The 16,654-nt window shown below is 70.0% G+C and carries 16 protein-coding genes and 3 pseudogenes; 9 read left to right on the forward strand and 10 right to left on the reverse strand.

Features of this window, described 5'->3' with window-relative positions:
- The first annotated feature begins 54 nt into the window (after window positions 1-54).
- From AB0F15_RS00415 to AB0F15_RS00430, 4 genes are all read left to right on the forward strand, one after another.
- Complete coding sequence (locus tag AB0F15_RS00415; protein WP_360262934.1) at window positions 55-984, forward strand: carotenoid biosynthesis protein; 930 nt, start codon at window positions 55-57, stop codon at window positions 982-984.
- Window positions 985-1,992, forward strand: a complete 1,008-nt coding sequence (locus AB0F15_RS00420) for an alpha/beta fold hydrolase (RefSeq protein ID WP_360262937.1) — start codon at window positions 985-987, stop codon at window positions 1,990-1,992.
- A 154-nt stretch (window positions 1,993-2,146) separates the two neighbouring features.
- Window positions 2,147-2,383 carry a hypothetical protein gene (locus AB0F15_RS00425; protein WP_360262940.1) on the forward strand — a complete coding sequence of 79 codons (237 nt, stop codon included), beginning with the start codon at window positions 2,147-2,149 and terminating at the stop codon, window positions 2,381-2,383.
- Complete coding sequence (locus tag AB0F15_RS00430) at window positions 2,380-3,273, forward strand: TIGR04222 domain-containing membrane protein (RefSeq protein ID WP_360262943.1); 894 nt, start codon at window positions 2,380-2,382, stop codon at window positions 3,271-3,273. The genes AB0F15_RS00425 and AB0F15_RS00430 overlap by 4 nt, the downstream gene beginning before the upstream one ends.
- 89 nt (window positions 3,274-3,362) lie before the next feature.
- Here AB0F15_RS00430 and AB0F15_RS00435 read toward each other — a convergent pair whose 3' ends face one another.
- The 5 genes and pseudogenes from AB0F15_RS00435 to AB0F15_RS00455 form a co-directional block, all read right to left on the reverse strand.
- A complete protein-coding gene (locus AB0F15_RS00435) occupies window positions 3,363-3,854 on the reverse strand; it encodes a flavin reductase family protein (RefSeq protein WP_360263825.1) in 492 nt (163 codons plus the stop codon).
- Between the two features lie 279 nt (window positions 3,855-4,133).
- A pseudogene (locus AB0F15_RS00440) lies at window positions 4,134-4,292 on the reverse strand (molybdopterin dinucleotide binding domain-containing protein); the annotation flags it as partial.
- Between the two features lie 311 nt (window positions 4,293-4,603).
- Window positions 4,604-5,233, reverse strand: a pseudogene (locus AB0F15_RS00445) (molybdopterin-dependent oxidoreductase); the annotation flags it as partial.
- Window positions 5,234-5,266: 33 nt separating this feature from the next.
- On the reverse strand, window positions 5,267-5,392 hold the full coding sequence (locus AB0F15_RS00450) for a hypothetical protein (protein ID WP_360262946.1): 126 nt from the start codon (window positions 5,390-5,392) through the stop codon (window positions 5,267-5,269).
- Between the two features lie 25 nt (window positions 5,393-5,417).
- Window positions 5,418-5,936, reverse strand: a complete 519-nt coding sequence (locus tag AB0F15_RS00455) for a winged helix-turn-helix domain-containing protein (protein ID WP_360262949.1) — start codon at window positions 5,934-5,936, stop codon at window positions 5,418-5,420.
- 269 nt (window positions 5,937-6,205) lie between these two features.
- Here AB0F15_RS00455 and AB0F15_RS00460 point away from each other — a divergent pair, with 269 nt between their 5' ends.
- Genes AB0F15_RS00460 through AB0F15_RS00475 form a run of 4 tightly spaced genes read left to right on the forward strand, consistent with a single transcriptional unit; the run spans window position 6,206 to window position 11,160 of the window.
- A complete protein-coding gene (locus tag AB0F15_RS00460) occupies window positions 6,206-7,816 on the forward strand; it encodes an ABC transporter substrate-binding protein (RefSeq protein WP_360262952.1) in 1,611 nt (536 codons plus the stop codon).
- Window positions 7,813-8,766 (forward strand): ABC transporter permease, encoded by a 954-nt coding sequence (locus AB0F15_RS00465; protein ID WP_360263828.1) that lies wholly within the window; start codon window positions 7,813-7,815, stop codon window positions 8,764-8,766. The genes AB0F15_RS00460 and AB0F15_RS00465 overlap by 4 nt, the downstream gene beginning before the upstream one ends.
- Window positions 8,759-9,592, forward strand: a complete 834-nt coding sequence (locus tag AB0F15_RS00470) for an ABC transporter permease (protein ID WP_360262954.1) — start codon at window positions 8,759-8,761, stop codon at window positions 9,590-9,592. The genes AB0F15_RS00465 and AB0F15_RS00470 overlap by 8 nt, the downstream gene beginning before the upstream one ends.
- Window positions 9,589-11,160: an ABC transporter ATP-binding protein gene (locus AB0F15_RS00475; RefSeq protein WP_360262957.1), complete on the forward strand. Its 1,572-nt coding sequence runs from the start codon at window positions 9,589-9,591 to the stop codon at window positions 11,158-11,160. The genes AB0F15_RS00470 and AB0F15_RS00475 overlap by 4 nt, the downstream gene beginning before the upstream one ends.
- A 63-nt stretch (window positions 11,161-11,223) precedes the next feature.
- Here the strand turns inward: AB0F15_RS00475 and AB0F15_RS00480 are convergent, their stop codons facing one another.
- From AB0F15_RS00480 to AB0F15_RS00495, 4 genes are all read right to left on the reverse strand, one after another.
- A complete protein-coding gene (locus tag AB0F15_RS00480; RefSeq protein WP_360262960.1) occupies window positions 11,224-12,411 on the reverse strand; it encodes an acyl-CoA dehydrogenase family protein in 1,188 nt (395 codons plus the stop codon).
- Complete coding sequence (gene sfnG, locus AB0F15_RS00485) at window positions 12,408-13,553, reverse strand: dimethylsulfone monooxygenase SfnG (protein ID WP_360262962.1); 1,146 nt, start codon at window positions 13,551-13,553, stop codon at window positions 12,408-12,410. The genes AB0F15_RS00480 and sfnG overlap by 4 nt, the downstream gene beginning before the upstream one ends.
- Before the next feature lie 384 nt (window positions 13,554-13,937).
- Window positions 13,938-14,390 carry an ATP-binding protein gene (locus AB0F15_RS00490; RefSeq protein ID WP_360262964.1) on the reverse strand — a complete coding sequence of 151 codons (453 nt, stop codon included), beginning with the start codon at window positions 14,388-14,390 and terminating at the stop codon, window positions 13,938-13,940.
- A 156-nt stretch (window positions 14,391-14,546) separates the two neighbouring features.
- Window positions 14,547-14,855: an ANTAR domain-containing protein gene (locus AB0F15_RS00495; protein WP_360262967.1), complete on the reverse strand. Its 309-nt coding sequence runs from the start codon at window positions 14,853-14,855 to the stop codon at window positions 14,547-14,549.
- 229 nt (window positions 14,856-15,084) lie between these two features.
- Between AB0F15_RS00495 and AB0F15_RS00500 the strand changes: the two are divergent.
- Window positions 15,085-15,569: pseudogene (locus tag AB0F15_RS00500) on the forward strand (molybdopterin-dependent oxidoreductase).
- A 150-nt stretch (window positions 15,570-15,719) separates the two neighbouring features.
- Here AB0F15_RS00500 and AB0F15_RS00505 read toward each other — a convergent pair.
- The gene (locus AB0F15_RS00505; protein WP_360262970.1) at window positions 15,720-16,070 is read right to left on the reverse strand and encodes a helix-turn-helix domain-containing protein; all 351 of its coding nucleotides are present in this window, start codon (window positions 16,068-16,070) and stop codon (window positions 15,720-15,722) included.
- Between the last annotated feature and the right edge of the window lie 584 nt (window positions 16,071-16,654).

Consider the following 16,654-nt stretch of genomic DNA (forward strand, 5'->3'; position numbering starts at 1 on the left):
TAGAATCAGAACGCCGATTAGATTGTCGTCGGCGTACCGCCGAGAAGAGGTTGCATGACCACTGTCAAACCCACCGGCCGCGTGCACCCCGCGGGAAATTCACCGCCGCGCTACGGCTGGACCGTCGCCGGCCGCGTCCTCGTCGCGATCGCGGCGCTGGTGGTCGTCGTCCAGCCCGTCCTCGGCATCACGACACCCGTCGTCATGTTCTTCGCGATACCCCTCGCCGTCGTCCTGGCCCGTCGGCGCTACGGCTGGCGAATGACGGGACTGTTCTTCGCCGTCACCTTCGTCGTCGCGAACGCCTTCGAGAACTTGAGCATCTCCACCGGCTTTCCGTTCGGCGGCTATCACTATCCCGGCGGCGGCCCGCGGATCGGCGACTTCCCGATCCAGGTCGCAGTGGCCTATTGCTCACTCGCGATGGTCTGCTGGCTGACCACGGCCGCGTTGTTCGACAACGCCGACCGGAGCCTGGGTGATCGCGGCAACCGGGCCCGCCGCGTCGACATCGTCGTTTTGCCCGTGGTCGCCGCCGCCCTGATGACCATGTTCGATCTCGGCGCCGATTCGGTCAGCGCCACCATCCAGAAGAACTGGATCTGGGATCGCGGCGGCGCCGTCTTCGGCGTGCCTTGGACCAACTACCTCGGATGGTGGTTCGTCACTTACGTCTTCTTCCAGATCTTCGCTCTGGTGCTGGCCGGCCGCCGCCGGTCGGTCGATCCCTCCCTCGACAACAGGCAGAGTGAGCCCGTCGCGTTGGCCGTCGCCATCTATTTCCTGCTCGCAGCCACCACGATGGTTCTTTTCTTCACTCAGGCCGGCCGTACGGTGACCGACGCCGCCGGACACACCTGGAGCACTGACGACATCTACGGAACCATGTTCACTTTCAACCTTTTCGGTCCGGTCGTCATCGTCGTCATCGCCGTAACGCGAATCATCCGTTCCGCCCTCGTCGGCCCTACTCAAGGATATTGAATGCGAATCGAAGAACACGGCCTGCGTGCGGCCGGTGGCGAAGCGGTGGCGAGCCGCTCGTCGTTCCTGGAAGGCGGGATACCCGTCAGCCGGCCCTCCGCCGTGACGACCTTCCAGCCCCTCACCATGGCCGTCCCCGGGCGGCCGGTCGCCCTTCAGGTCAAGGTTTCCGCGCCGGCCACCGGCAAGGAACTGCCGGTCATCCTGCTGTCACACGGACACGGCTCCTCGAACCACCTTTCCTCACTCCACGGCTATGCGCCGCTGGCGGACTTCTTCGCCGCGCACGGCTTCGTCGTCATCCAGCCCACCCACCTGGACTCGACGACGCTGGGCCTGCGCGACGAGAACGACCCGGAGGCGTCTCTGCACTGGCGGTCCCGGGTCCAGGACATGACGCACCTCCTCGGCCACCTCGACGAAATCCAGACGACTGTGCCGGGCCTGCGCGGGCGTCCGGACAGCAGCCGGATCGCCGTCGTCGGGCACTCCATGGGCGGCACCACCGCGACCATGCTCCTGGGCCAGGGCGTGACCGACCCGGTGGATGGACCGCTGGATCTCGCCGACGACCGGATCAAGGCCGGCATCGCCATGGCACCCGCCGGCAACGGCGCCGACCTCACGCCGCCCGCGAAGGCGCAGTCGCCCGCGATGCGGACGCTGACCTTCGGCACCATGACCAAGCCGGCCCTGATCGTGTACGGCGACAACGACTTCAACCCGGCCTTCTCCGCGTGCCGAGACTGGCGGTCCGACGCCTACTTCCAGAGCCCCGGCCCGAAAAGCCTGCTGACCCTGTTCGGCGCACAGCATTCGCTCGGTGGTGTCGCGGGCTACGACGCGAAGGAAACCAAGGACGAGAACCCGCAGCGAGTCGCCCTGCTCCGGGCGATGTCGTGGGCCTACCTGCGCAGTCAGCTCTACCCCGGCGACCCGGCTTGGGCTCGCGCGGTCGACGCCCTGAACCGGACGGCCCAGCCGCTGGGCAAGGTGGAGTCCAAGTGATGGTCAGGCAGACCGGCGCGGACCTGGTCCTCCGTGGACCCGGTGGCCCCTGTCCGGCTCGCCACGAGCCCGGCCGTCCGCTCGGTTTCCACCAGGCCGCGGTGCACCACCGTGACGCCGACACGGCCGGATCGCCATCGGCAAGGTCATTCTGGTGGGGTGGTTTGTTCCCCGTCCCACACCCAACCGGGGGAAGCTCATCGACGCCCTCAACACCGAACTCGCCGCCTGGCAACGCACCATCGACACCGAACGGCGCCAGGTCCGCTGGCAGTTCTTCACCGACGAAGCACGCGTCAAACTCCGCCACTTAAATCCTCCTCAAGAGAGCAACCCGCCGCCCGTCCTCGAACGTAGTCTTCGCACACGGACGATGGAGGCGGAGTCATGACCGACACCTGGAACATTTCCGGCCCGGTTTTCGCAGGTCTCTGCCTGAGCCTCCTGGTCCTGCCGGCGCTGTCTGCAGCGGTGCGCCTCCGGCTGCTGCGGCGCGGCCGCGCGGGCGGTGTCCCCGAGACGGCAGAAGAGCTCGCGTTGCTGACCGGTGGCCGCCCGCGCGTTGGCGAGGTCGTCGTCGCGCGGCTGCTGGAGCAGCAGATCGTCCGGCTCGACAGCACCGGACGGCTCTCACGCGTCCAGGGCACAGCGTCCGACGACCTGGGCCGGGCGGCCCTGGGCAGGATCGGCAAGCACGGCGCCTCGGTCGATTGGATCCGCAACGCGGTCGGGGACCAGCCGGCGGTGGCGGAGCAGCAGGCCGGGCTGATCGCCCGGGGCCTGCTCACTGATCCCCGGAAAGTGCGCTCGAGCTGGGTGTCCACCGCGGTGGCGGCCTGGCTGCTGGTCGTACTCGGCGTCGTCCGGATGGTCGCCGGGTCGAGCACCGGGCATCCGGTGGGGTACCTGCTCGGGCTGGTGGCGGTCGGCACGGTCGCGGCGATCGCCAGCACGGTCAAGGCGCGCAGCGAACCGCGGGTCACGGCCACCGCCGCCGGCCGGGTGGCCGCCGACGAGGCGCGCCGGGCAGGGACGTTCGTGGCCGGCCCGTCGGGCTTGGTCGCCTCGGGCGGCCTCGCCGGGCATCCCGACAAGGACGTCCGGTTGGCTGTCGCGCGCGCCACGCGGCGCTCGACTGCACGCACTTCCAGCCATGGCGGCCGCTTCGCGGGTGCCGCCGGCGGTGGGTTCGCCGGCTTCTACGGCGGCAGCTCCTGCGGCGGGGGTGGCGGTTCCTGTGGAGGTGGCGGCGGCGGAGGTGGCGGGGGCTGCGGCGGTTGAAACGCCGACGCGAGCGCCTGCGTCTCATGCCACCCGCCGGTCCGGGCTGCCGCTGCTGCCTGTCCACCGCCTCGTTGCTCGGCCGGCCTTCACACCGCGGCGAGCCGGCGGAACCGGCTGCCGTGGAAGACCAGGGGCGGGGTTTCGGCCGTGTGCAGGCCGTGGATGCGCAGCAGGGCGATCAGGTGGTCGCCAGCGAGGACTTCTTCGTGCAGCGAGCACTCCAGCCAGGCGCTCGAACCGCTGATGAACACGCTGCTGTGGGGCCCGGGCTCCCACTCGACGTCGCGAAAGCGGTCACCTTGGCGCGCCGACAGCCGAAGGCAGGCTTCGTCCTGGCCCTCGGCGAGGACGCTCAAGCCGAGCCGGCGCCGGTCCCGCAGCCTTGGCCACGTCGACGACGTGCGCTGGATGCAGATCGACACCAGCGGCGGAGCCAGCGAGACCGACGTGAAGGAGCTGGCGGCCATCCCGTGGGGGACACCGTCGATGAGGGCGCACACGGCGGTGACCCCGGAGGGGAAGCAGCCGAAGGCTTCGCGCAACCGGCTTTCGGACGTCACGGGCTGCAACTCGATCATCGGTTTCCTCTCTCGATCGGTGGCCGCCAGGCCCGTACTTCCGGGACCGGGCCGGTGAATCGCTCGATCTCGACCAGGGCGTGCTGTCCGGCGCAGCCTTGCGACAGGCGGGACGACGGGATGTCGGCGGTCAGGACGTTCGGGTTGCCGTGGGCGCACAGCAGGCCGGTGGGGTGGTCGTCGACCGGGTCGAACCAGGCGCCGGTCGCGAGCTGGACGACACCCCGGCCGGACGGCGTCGTCCAGGACGGCGCCCGCGAGGCAGGCGCCGCGGGTGTTGAACACCCGGACGACGTCGCCGGGCGAGATGCCGCGGTGCGCCGCGTCGGCCGGGTTGAGCCGGATCGGTTCGCGGCCGGCCACCTTGCCCGCCTGGCTGACCTCGCCCGCGTCGAGTTGCTGTGCAGGCGGGTGTGCGGCTGGTTCGCGATCAGCCACAGCGGCCCCGACTCGGTCGGCGGCAGCCAGACCGGGTGGCCGGGGCAGTCCGGGTAGCCGAACCCGGCGACGGTCGCCGACGTGATTTCGATGCGGCCGCTCGGGGTGGGCAGGGGATGCGCGTCCGGGTCGGCGCGGAAGTCCGCGAACAGCGTGTGGTGCTCACGGCCGGGCGGGAGCCGCAGCTCGCCCGCGGCCCAGAACTCCGCGAACGACGGCGTGTCGCGCCAGCCGTCGTAGAGGTGTTCCAGCCACTGCCGGGTCGTGCGGCCTTCGGTGAATTCCGCAGAAACGCGGAGCCGCTCCGCCAGCGCGGCGAAAATCGCGTAGTCGTCACGCGCTTCGCCGGCGGGCGCGGCGATCCGGTGCATCGCGATCACGTGGGTGTCGCGACGGCCGGAGCCGATGTCCTCGCGTTCCAACGCGGTCGTGGCGGGCAGCACGATGTCGGCGTGCCGGGCGGTGGCCGTCCAGTGTGGCTCGTGGACGATCACCGTGTCGGGGCGGGTGAACGCGCGGCGGAGGCGGTTGAGGTCCTGGTGGTGGTGGAACGGGTTGCCGCCCACCCAGTAGACGAGCCGCGTGTCCGGGTAGCGGCGAGCTTCGCCGTTGTAATCGTAGGTCTCGCCGGGGTGCAGCAGCAGGTCGGCGATCCGCGCGACCGGGATGTACTCCTCGACCGGGTTCACGCCCTGCGGAAGGTACGGGATCCGCAGCTCCGGCCCGGTGCCGCCGACGTCGCCCATCGAGCCGTAGCCGTGGCCGAACCCGCCGCCCGGCAGGCCGATCTGTCCCAGCATCGCGGCCAGGGCGATGCCTGCCCACACCGGCTGTTCGCCGTGTTCGGCGTGCTGCAGGGACCACGTCACCGTGACCAGGGTTCGTTTCGCGGCCATTTCGCGGGCCAGCGCGACGATGTTCGCGGCCGGGATGCCGGTGATGCCGCCGGGGTTGAGGTGATGTTCGGCGAACCTTCAGCGGTGGTAACCGAATGCTTCGGTCCGCCGGGTGAGGTCGACGGTGTTGCGCACGGCTTCGGCGACGTCGGACCCCGAACTGATCGGGACGAGGCCCAGCACCGACAAGGGGACGTCAGCCACGAGAATTCTCCTGTTCGGCAGCGGTTCAGACCAGGGCTACCCGCGCTGATCCCTCGAAGCGGTAGCCGACGCCGCGGACCGTGGTGATCGGATCCAGGTGTGGCTCGAGCTTGGCGCGGAGCTTGCGGACGTGGACGTCGACCGTCCGATCGCCGCCGTGCTGCCGCGGCCAGAGCGCGGATTTCAGCGCGGCGCGGGTGAAGACCCGGTCCGGGTGCGCGCGCAGGAAACGCAGCAGATCGAACTCCAGCCGGGTCAGCGTGAGCAGGTTGCCCAGCAGGACCGCGCGCCGGGAATCGGTTTCGATGCGAAGGAGCGGGTCGGAGACCAGTCTGAGGTGCGGCCCCGGCTTCGCGGTGGCGGCCGGTCCGGCCGCCGCGGGCCGAGGATGGACGGTCGTGACGTCGACGCTCGCCAGGCCGTCCAACGCGGTGGACAGCCGGGCGGCGACGAGGGCCGCATCGCCGGCTCGGCCGGCGAGGTCGATCCGGATGTCCATGCGGAACACCTCGGAGGTCGTGCGTCGTTCGGGCTGGGTCGTCATGAGCGCGATTGTGGTCCGTGACCGTCTCGGCGTGAAGGATGCCCGGCGGGTGGAACGACTTGACGGCACGGGGCCCGCTGTCGGCACGATGATCGTGTTCTGCGAAGCAGACGGATCCGCACCGACGAGCGCTTCGCCCAGGCTTTGTGTCAAGGGCACGTCCTCGCGGTACCAATCATTGAGACGCCGGTTCGCACAGTGGGACGGTCTCAAGCGCATGACTAGCGTCGGGTCCGAAGACGCAACCATTTCCGGCTGGAGGCCGTCCGGTGTCCCGACTTTCCTTTGCCCGCAACGCCGCGGCCCTGCTCGCTCTGCCCGTGCTGCTGACCGCCTGCTCCGCCGCGGGCACCGAACAGGCCGCCGATGCCGGCCCGCCGAAGCCCGGCGGCACGCTGAGACTGGGCATCTCGTCCGCGCCCGACTGCCTCGACCCGCAGCAGGTCGCCACGAACGCGTCGATCAACGTCGGCCGCCAGCTGGTCGACTCGCTGACCGACCAGGACTCGAAGACCGGCGAGATCAAGCCGTGGCTGGCCGAGAAGTGGTACGTGAGCGCCGATTCGACGGCGTTCACCTTCCACCTGCGTCCCGGCGCGACGTTTTCCGACGGCAGCCCGGTCGACGCCGCCGCCGTGAAGACGAGTTTCGACGGCATCAAGGCCCTCGGCACGAAGGCCCAGCTCGGCTACGGTTACCTGGCCGCGTACAAGGCCTCGGCGGTCGTCGACCCGCAGACCGTCCGCCTCGAGTTCTCCGCGCCCAGTGCGCAGTTCTTGCAGGCCAGCTCGACGGTCTCGCTCGGCGTCCTGGCTCCGGCGGCGTATCGGAAGACGCCGGAACAGCGCTGCCAGGGCAACGGCCTGATCGGTTCCGGGCCGTTCGTGTTCGAAAGCCTGAAGCAGAACCAGGAAATCGTGCTGGCCAAGCGAAAGGGCTACGCGTGGGGCTCGTCGCTGTTCAAGCACAGCGGCGAGGCCTACCTCGACAAGATCGACTACAAGATCGTGCCCGAGCCCGGCGTCCGCACCGGCAGCCTCGCCTCCGGCCAGCTCGACGCGGCCACCGACATCCAGCCGGTCGACGAGCCGCAGTTCACCGCCAACGGCTTCACCGAGAACATCCGGCCCAACCCCGGCGTCGTGTTCAACCTGCACGCCAACACCACCCGCGGCGTGCTCACCGACGAGAAGGTGCGCCAGGCCGTGCTCAAGGGCGTCGACCGCGCCGAGGTCGTGAACACCGTGCTGACGCCCAGCTACAAGGCGGCCACGAGCATCCTCGGCTCGGCGACACCGTTGGTCAGCGACCTCTCGCAGCAGCTGGCGTACGACCAGAAGGGCGCGGCCGCGCTGCTCGACGGCGACGGCTGGGCGCCCGGACCGGACGGGATCCGCGTCAAGGACGGGCAGAAGCTGAGCGCGTCGGTGGTGTTCTCGCCGGTGTTCAACCAGAACCGCAGCGTCCTGGAACTGATCCAGCAGCAGCTCCGCAAGATCGGCTTCGACCTGAAGATCGAGCAGCACACCACGGCCGAGACCACGCAGATCCAGCTGTCCGGCGACTACGACTTCCTCTGGTACAACGTGACCCGCGCCGACCCGGACATCCTGCGCGGCCAGTTCTCCACCAAGGCCGGCAACCGCAGCAAGCTCACACCGGGCAACCCCCTGGATGTTGCGCTCGACGCCCAGTCGTCCACTGTGGACATCGCGAAGCGCAAGCCGTCCGCCGACGAGGCGCAGAAGCTGATCATCGAACACGCCTACGCCATCCCGGTGTTCGAGCTGACCCAGGTCGTCGCGCTGAGCTCGAAGGCGCACGCCGTCGACTTCGAAGCGTCATCACGGCTGCAGCTCTTCGACGCGTGGCTGTCGTGAGGCGCTACCTGCTCCGCCGTTTCGGGCAGGCGGTGTTCGTGCTGTGGGCGGCGTTCACGCTGTCGTTCCTGATCCTCTACCTGCTGCCGGGGGACGCCGTTTCGGCGAAGCTCGCCAGCGGCGAGGCCGGTTCGTCGGCGACGCCCGAGCAGCTCGCCGCCGCCCGCGCCGAGTACGGCCTCGACTCGCCCCTGCCCGTGCAGTACCTGAAACGGCTGGTCTCGGCCCTGCACGGCGACTTCGGCCGCAGCGTCGCGACCGGCGACGACGCGTCGCACATGGTCGTGACGGCACTGCCGCCGACGCTCGCGGTGACCGGTCTGGCCCTGGTGTTCGCCGTCCTGTTCGGCGGTGGGTCGGCGTTCCTCGGGACGTTCACGCGGTTCCGCTGGCTGCGGCAGGCGCTGCTGTCGCTGCCGTCGCTGGCGATCTCGCTGCCGCCGTTCTGGGTCGGGCTGCTGCTGATCCAGTTCTTCTCGTTCCGGCTGCGGCTGCTGCCCGCCCTCGGCACCCAGGGCTTCGAGACGATCATCCTGCCCGCCGTCACGCTGGCCCTGCCGACCGGCGCGATCATCGGGCAGGTGCTGGCGAAGAGCCTCGCCACCCAGCAGGAGGAGCCGTACGCGGAGATCGCCGCGACGAAGGGCGCGAGCCGCTGGCGCGTCCACTTCGGACACCTGCTGCGCAACGCGGCGGTGCCGGCGCTGACAGTCGCCGGCGTGGTCGCGGGCAACCTCGTCGCGGGTTCGGTGATCACCGAAACGGTGTTCTCGCGCGACGGCGTCGGCCGGATCACCGCGGCCGCCGTCACCGCGCAGGACGTCCCGGTGGTGCAGGCGGTGATCGTGCTGGCCGCGCTGGTGTTCGTGGCGCTCAACCTCCTCGTCGACCTGCTGTACCCGCTGCTCGACCCGCGCATCGCCCGGACGCCGGAGGTGGCCCGTGGTTGACCTCGCCGAAGCCCCCGCGCGGCACTTTCACGTGAAAGTGCCGCCCGGGCTCCTGCTGGCTGTCGCCGTGCTGGCGTTCGTGCTGCTCGCGGCGTTCGTGCCGGCCCTGCTGACCGGGCACGACCCGATCACCGGCGTCCCGGCCGAACGGCTGCACGGGCCGTCGCTGCACCACCTGTTCGGCACCGACGAAACCGGCCGGGACGTCTACGCGCGCGTGATCCACGGTGCGTCGCTCTCGCTGCGGGCCACCGCGATCGCCGTGCTCGTGGCGCTCCTCGCCGGCTCGGCGCTCGGCCTGCTCGCCGGGTTCCGCGGAGGCTGGGCCGACACCGCGATCATGCGGGTCGTCGACGTCTTCCTGGCCATCCCGCCGATCCTCTTGTCGCTGGCCCTGGTCACGGCGCTCGGCTTCGGCACGACGAACGTCGCGATCGCCGTCGGCATCGCGAACCTGGCGTCCTTCGCGCGGGTAATGCGCGCAGAGGTGCTTCGCGTGCGCAACGGTGTGTTCGTCGAGGCGGCACGGGCCTCCGGAGTGCGCTGGTCGGGCGTGCTGCTGCGGCACGTCCTGCCGAACGCGGCGGGCCCGGTGCTCGCGCTGGCGACGCTCACCCTCGGCACCGCCGTGCTCGAGGTGTCCGCGCTGAGCTTCCTCGGCTTCGGCGCGACACCGCCGACGCCGGAGTGGGGCTCGCTCGTCGCGGGCGGGCGCAGCTTCCTGGCCACCGCGTGGTGGATGACGACGTTCCCGGGCCTGACGGTGGCGGCGGTGGTCCTCGCCGCGAACCGGCTGTCCCGCGCGCTGGACGGAGGAGACCGATGACCCTGCTGCGCATCACGGATCTGGCCGTGTCGTACCAGGCGGTGCCGGCCGTGCGGGACGTCGGGTTCGACGTCGGCGAGGGAGAAGTGGTCGCCGTCGTCGGCGAATCGGGCTCGGGCAAGTCGACGACCGCGCACGCGGCGATCGGGCTGCTCCCGCGCGGCGGCCGGGTCGACGGCGGCGCGATCACCTTCGACGGCCGGGACCTGCTTCGCCTCTCGGACAAGCAGTGGCGCGGAGTGCGCGGGCGCGAGATCGCGCTGGTCCCGCAGGATCCGGCGGTCTCGCTGAACCCGGTGCACCGGATCGGCGACCAGGTCGCGGAGGTGCTGCGGATCCACGGACTCGCAGAGCGGCGCACCGCGTCCCTGCAGGCGATCGAACTGCTCGAACGCGCCGGCGTGCCGTCGCCGGAACTGCGGGCCCGGCAGTACCCGCACCAGCTGTCCGGTGGCCTGCGGCAGCGCGTGCTCATCGCGGCCGCGCTGGCCGGACGGCCGAAGCTGATCATCGCGGACGAGCCGACCAGCGCTCTGGACGTCACCGTGCAGCGGCGGATCCTCGACCACCTGACGTCGCTGGCCGCGGATTCCGGCACGGCGATCCTGCTGATCACGCACGACCTCGGCGTCGCGGCCGATCGGGCGTCGCGGATCGTGGTGCTCTCGCAGGGTTCTGTGGTCGAGGAAGGCTCGTCAGTGGTCAGCGCGCCCACGCATCCGTACACGCGGCAGCTGCTCGCGGCGGCGCCGAGCATGTCGAGTGCGTTGCGTCCGGCAGCGCCGCCCGCCGAGCCGCTGGTTTCGGTGCGAGACCTGGCGAAGACGTTCGACGGCGGGATCCGCGCGGTGGACGGCGTCTCGTTCGACATCCCGCGCGGGCAGACCCTGGCCCTGGTCGGCGAGTCCGGCTCGGGCAAGTCGACGACCGCGCGGATGGTCCTGCGGCTCGAAACGCCCTCGGCCGGCACGGTCGAGTTCGACGGCCGGGACATCACCGCACTGCCGGGCGGCGACCTGCGCCGGCTGCGGCGGCGGATGCAGATCGTCTACCAGAACCCGTACGCGTCGCTCAACCCGAAGTTCTCCATCGAGGACGTCGTCGCGGAACCGCTGCGGGCGTTCGGGGTGCCGGATCGCCGTGCCCGCGTTTCCGAGCTGCTGGAACAGGTGGCCTTGCCGTCGTCGGTGGCGCGCCGGAAGCCGGCGGAACTGTCCGGCGGCCAGCGGCAACGGGTGGCGATCGCCCGGGCCCTTGCGCTGAAGCCGGACCTGGTGGTGTGCGACGAACCGGTGTCGGCGCTGGACGTCTCGGTGCAGGCCCAGATCCTGCGGCTGCTGGCAGACCTGCAGTCCTCGATGGGCTTGTCGTACCTGTTCATCTCGCACGACCTGGCCGTGGTCCGCCAGCTCGCGGACCACGTCGGGGTCATGCGCGAAGGCACGCTGGTGGAGCTGGGCCCGGCGGCCCAGGTGCTGGCGGAACCGGAGTCGGAGTACACGAAGGAGCTGCTGGCGGCGATTCCCGGGAGCCGGATGCGGAACGGGCTGAGCACCACGGGACGGTGAAAAACAGGCGTCGCCGGCGGCCGGTGGGACGAGGTCGAAGTCCCTCCGGCCGCCGGGCCGGGCTTACGTGTACCAGGTCGGCTGCGGGTGCTCGCCGTTCAGGGCGTAGGCCCCGACTTCCCGCCGCTTGTAGGGCAACGGGTCGTGCAGCGAGTGCGTCCGCAGGTTCCGCCAGAACCGGTCCAGCCCGTACTTCGACGCGCTCGCCCGCGCACCGGTCAGTTCGAAGATCCGGGTGCCGATCTCCAGGCCGGTGTCGACGATCCGCTGCTTGGCAGCCGCGATCAGCACCGCGACCTCGCCGCGCGCCTCGGGCGTCAGGTCTTCCCGCGGTGCGTGCAGGATCGGCGAGATCGCCGCGCCGGCCTTGTCGACCAGGGCCTCGGCCGCCCACAGCTTGGCCTGCAGGTCGCCGTACCCTTCGAGGACGTACCACTCCTCGGTCGCGGACTGCTTGTCGTCCCCGCCGTAGGGCCAGGGCCGCGTCCGCTCCCGCGTGTACGCCAGCGCGGATTCCAACGCACCCTGCGCGATGCCGAGGTAGAAGTTGGTGAACACGAGCTGGATGGCCGGTACGTTCAGCGTGTTGTAGACCAACGGCCGGAATTCCCGGTCCACGTATCCCGCGGCGTCCGACCAGGGCACGCGGACGTCCGAAATGGTGACGCTGCCCGATTCCGTGAGCCGTTGCCCGAGGTTGTCCCAGTCGTCGTGGAACACGATTCCCGGTTGGTTCGACGGCACGATCGCGAAGATGTGCTCGTCGGTCCCTTCGAGCACGCCCTCCAGCACGGTCAGGTCGGACACCTTGCCGCCGGTGGAAAACGACTTGTGCCCGTTGAAGACCAGTTCGTCGCCGTCCTGGCCGATCTTCAGGTCCGAGTCGCGCGGGTTGACCGCGCCGCCGAAGAAGAAGTTGTTGCGGGTGTACAGCTCCTCGACCGCGGTGATCTGCGCGTCGGTCGCGACCAGCCGCGCCGCCCACGCCCACAGGTAGTGGTAGCCCAGCAGCTGGCCGATCGAGCCGTCCGCCTTCGCGACCTCCCGGATCACCCGGTAGGCGGTCTCCCAGGTCTGCCCGCCGCCGCCGTGCTCGACCGGGCCGAGCAGGGTGACCAGGCCGTTGTCCTTGAGCAGCTGGACCTCGGCGTAGGGTGTCTTGCCCTCGCGGTCGCGCTCGACGGCGTCGATCGCCAGTTGTGCGGCGACCTCGCGGGCACGGGCGAGCCAGTCGGTTTCGGTGGTGGTCACGAGAAGCTCCCAACGGGTTCGGGGGTGGCGGCGCTGGTGTCGAGCTCCTTCTCGAGCTCGCGGATGATCGGCAGGACGTGGCGGCCGAAGTACACGACGTCCTCGTGGTAGTGCAGGAATCCGAGCAGGAGCAGGTTCGCGCCGCGTCGCTTGTACTCGACGGCCCGCCGGGCGATCTGCTCGGGTGTGCCGATCAGGCCGGTGCGGAACCCGTCGTTGTACTGGACCAGGTCGGCGAAGTCCGAGTCCGCCCACATGCCTTTCTTGTCCGAAGTGGACTTCCCGGCCTGTTTCACGGCGGACCGGAACCCTTCGACGGCCTGGACGTCGGCCTTTTCCACGATCTCCCGGAGCACGGCCTTGGCCTCGGCCTCGGTGTCGCGGGCGATGACGAAGCCGTTGATGCCGAACCGGACCGCGTGGTCGTTTTCGGCCGCGTAGCCGCGGACCTCTTCGACCTGCTCGCTGAACCCGTCGAAGTCCTTGCCGTTGCTGAAGTACCAGTCCGACACCCGGCCGGCCAGCTTGCGGGCCGCGGTGGAATTGCCACCCTGGAACACTTCCGGATGCGGCCGGTCCGGGCCGGCGACGGGTTTCGGCTTGATGTCGAAGTCGTGGATCCGGTAGAAATCGCCCCTGAACTCGGCCGATTCGTTCGTCCACAGTTCCTTGAGGACGCGGATGAACTCCTCGGAGCGCCGGTAGCGCTCGTCGTGCTCCAGCCACGGCTCGCCGAGGCCGGTGAACTCACCCTTGAACCAGCCGCTGACCACGTTCACCGCGGCCCGACCGCCGGACAGGACGTCCGCGCTGGCGATGAACTTGGCCAGCACTCCCGGCTGCCACAACCCGGGGTGGACGGCCGCGATCACCTTCAGCCGCTGGGTGGCCAGCAGCAGCGCGAGGCTGAACCCGGTGGACTCGTGCTGGTAGGAGGCGCCGTAGCTGGCGGTGTAGCGGACCTGGGTCAGCGCGTATTCGAACCCGTTGTTCTCCGCGAGCACGGCGAGCTCGCGGTTGTAGTCGTAACCCCAGTCGGTGCGCTGTTCGATAGTGCTCGTGACGAGCCCGCCACTGACATTCGGTACCCAATAGGCGAATTTCAGGGGCTGTTGAGGATCGGGTGGGGGAAAGCTGGGCATGAGGACTCCACCAAACGGTTTGAGGATTTGTGTATCGACGGCCGCTCGCCAACCTGCTCCGAGTAAAGCGCTGGACAGGTCCGACGGGCAACGCGGTCCACGGCGTGGGAATGGTCACCCGCAATGGGCAGTGGAGATCGAGAACGGTTTCTCTGTTCCGCCCGTCCACTCGAGTGGCGTGGTCACCAGGGCGCCGGCAGTCGCTGCGTACCGCTCCGGAACCGTCCACATCGGAGTGCGGGATTCAGCGGGCGAAGGGGTGGCGCGCTTGGGTTTCGCGAGCGAGGCCGTCGAGCGCCGCCGGTGGCCGATCGGGCGGGCGAGGTCGGCGGGCGCCGCGGTAGGCGACGATTCGGGTCGAGCGCACCGACGCCGGCCCGGGAATCAGGCCGCGGTGTTCGGCCGCATCGCCGCGGGCCGCCAGATCATCGTCACCTGGGTGCCGTGCGCACCGGTGTCGACCGTCAGCTGGTCGGTGACCTCGTCGATCAGGAGGAGGCCGCGGCCACCCGACGTCGGTGAGGCCGGCGCGCGGTCCGGTTTCGCGGGGATCCCGCGCCCGGTGTCGGTCACGGTGACCTTGACCGTGTCACCGGCCCAGTCGGCGTACAACCGTGCCCAGCCGGGCCGGTCGGGGTAGGCGTGCGCGATGTCGTACCGGCTGGCGGGGTCCAGCGGTAGCTGCTCGAGCCAGCTGGCCGGCTTGCGGCGCAGAACGGCCGCTTCACCAGGCAACGCCGGCGCGAGTTCTTCGAAACTCGACCGGATGGACGGGTCGATCGGCGCGCCGGCACCGGCCGTGGCGGGTTCAGCCGCCTCGGTGTCGCTGCTCTCCATGTCCGGCTCGGGAGTACGTCGGTGCACGATCAGCCCTATCCCGCGTCCGCAAGCGCCCCGCGGCCCGCGAGCGTCGTTCATCGACGGAAGTACCCGGGGCCTTCGGTTCTCACCCGTGACCGGACACGAGCGCCTCGGCGCGGATGCCATCCGGCCCTAACGGGTGACGTCGTCGACGAGTGCCTGGGCGACCTCGCGCAGTTTCGTGTTGGTGACCTGCGAACGCTGCCGCAGCATGTCGAACGCCTCGTCCGCGGAGCAGCGGTGTTGCGCCATGAGGATGCCCTTGGCCTGGTCGATGACGGGCCGCGTGCGCAACGCCTCGCGCAGCTGGTCGGCTTCCAGCGCGGCGCTCCGGTACCGGAGCGCCCACACCAGGGCCGCATGAGGAGCCTTGGCCTCGCGGCGCGGCGTGACGTCGAGCCTTTCGAGGGTCGTGCGGTGTTCGTCCTGCGGCGGGGTCAATCTCCTCACCTCCCGGGGACGGGACATCTCACCGATGAGCTGCCCAGGACCACGGCCTGGCAAACGTTCCTGCCCCGCTCGGCCCTCGACCAGGGACTCGCGTTCCGCTCCGTGGACGTGCTGGCCTCGCACTGGCCGCGCCGCTGCGGCCGCGGGGCCGATCGTCAAGCCGGTGCCACCGGAGCTGTTCGAGGTCCACGGCACCAACGCGGAGACCCGCTGGGAGGCGATGCGCGGCCAGGGGTACCGCGACCTGCTGGCCCTGCCGTCCGAGACGATCACCGCGTTCATCGAATGTGCCGGCAACGGCCGGAGCTTCTTCACCGGCCAGCAGGGGCAGCCGGTGAGCGGGACCGCGTGGCGCGCTGGCGCGGGGTCCGGCTCGCGATGGTGCTGGCGAAGGCCGGGCTGACCCGCGACGCGGTGGACGTGCTGCCGGAGGGCCTCGACCCGGACTACGTGGCGGCCGGGGTGAACCTCGGCAAGGTGCGGTGGCCGCTGCTGCCGGACCACGGTTTCCCGGTGCGGCTCGTGGTGCCGTCGTGGGCCGGGATCTCGTCGATCAAGTGGCTGGGCCGGATCGAGGTGTCGGCGAGGCCGCTGGTGTCGCCGTGGAACACCCGGTTCTACCGGCTGCTGGGCCCGGACTACTCGGCCGAGGGCACCCTCGTCACCGAGCAGGTGGTGAAGAGCGCCACGGTGAGCCCCGCATGACCCGGCCGGGTTCGTGCCCCCGGCCCGTGGTCGAGCTGACGTCCGCATCCGGGACCATCCGCCGGGGCACGGCTGGTGGCTTTCGACGCACATCGGCACGCGGCCCTGGCCGCGTGCCGAGTCGGTCGATCAGTCGGTCGATCGTGGGGATCAGTCGATGGTGTTGAGCTCGGTGTCGGGCCGCCGGGATCGGTTGAGGCGCTGGGCTTCGTGCAGCTGGTCTTCGAGGGTGATGATGCGGCAGGCGGCGTCGACGGCGGTGCCGTGATCGACCAGTTCCCGCACCCGGGCGGCCAGGCGCAGCTGGTGCCGGGTGTAGCGGCGGTGCCCGCCGGCGGAGCGTTGCGGGGTGATCAGGCCGGCTTCGTCGAGGCTGCGCAGGAAGCCTTGGGTGGTGCCGAGCATGTCGGCGGCCCGGCCCATGGTGTAGGCGGGGTAGTGCTCGTCGTCGAACTTGTCGGCCCCGCTCGGCGTGGCCGGTCTTGCCTGGTCAGGAATCATTCCACCTCCACATCAGAAAGGACCCCGGGCGCCGTCCACGGCACCCGGGGTCCTCAAGGGTTGGGATTTACACCATTGTCAACCGGCGCGACCGCCGGCGTCCTGCACCCGCGTCCGGCCGAAAGCCGGATCCTGCGGGGATCGCTCATTCGTGACCGAGCACCACCTCCGAACTCGATGGGACTGCGGTACCCGCGCGGCACTACCTGGCCGCCGCGGGCGATCCAATGATGGTTCCCGTCCCTTCCTTCCGGTGTTTTCCACTTACTCGGTACTGCTACTTCACTTGCCGCGCACGTCACCGCCGAGACCCCTTCCACTGATCGGTCCCAGCACGCTGACGCCGCTGGTCACTGCCCGGAGCCCTTTCACCGATCGGCTCCGGCCACCTGACCGGTCCTGCAACTGCACATGACAAACAACTGCACTGAACAAATACACATACTGCTGATCTTCACGGGCACACGCGCTCCGCCCGCGTCCTGCACTGCCGCTTCAGGGCCGGCACTACCTGATCAAACCTTCTTCACAACTCGGGCCCTGAAGTACTGCTCCCGGTCACCAGCCGAAACCTTGTTCCGTGA

Source organism: Amycolatopsis sp. NPDC026612, assembly GCF_040638285.1.
Taxonomy (GTDB): Bacteria; Actinomycetota; Actinomycetes; order Mycobacteriales; family Pseudonocardiaceae; genus Amycolatopsis.

Bases quoted from the DNA above. Each gene is read 5' to 3' on its own strand.
- AB0F15_RS00415 (WP_360262934.1), top strand. From the start codon at position 55: ATGACCACTGTCAAACCCACCGGCCGCGTGCACCCCGCGGGAAATTCA.
- AB0F15_RS00420 (WP_360262937.1), top strand. From the start codon at position 985: ATGCGAATCGAAGAACACGGCCTGCGTGCGGCCGGTGGCGAAGCGGTG.
- AB0F15_RS00430 (WP_360262943.1), top strand. From the start codon at position 2,380: ATGACCGACACCTGGAACATTTCCGGCCCGGTTTTCGCAGGTCTCTGC.
- AB0F15_RS00435 (WP_360263825.1), bottom strand. From the start codon at position 3,854: ATGATCGAGTTGCAGCCCGTGACGTCCGAAAGCCGGTTGCGCGAAGCC.
- AB0F15_RS00455 (WP_360262949.1), bottom strand. From the start codon at position 5,936: ATGACGACCCAGCCCGAACGACGCACGACCTCCGAGGTGTTCCGCATG.
- AB0F15_RS00475 (WP_360262957.1), top strand. From the start codon at position 9,589: ATGACCCTGCTGCGCATCACGGATCTGGCCGTGTCGTACCAGGCGGTG.
- sfnG (WP_360262962.1), bottom strand. From the start codon at position 13,553: ATGCCCAGCTTTCCCCCACCCGATCCTCAACAGCCCCTGAAATTCGCC.
- AB0F15_RS00490 (WP_360262964.1), bottom strand. From the start codon at position 14,390: ATGGAGAGCAGCGACACCGAGGCGGCTGAACCCGCCACGGCCGGTGCC.
- AB0F15_RS00505 (WP_360262970.1), bottom strand. From the start codon at position 16,070: ATGATTCCTGACCAGGCAAGACCGGCCACGCCGAGCGGGGCCGACAAG.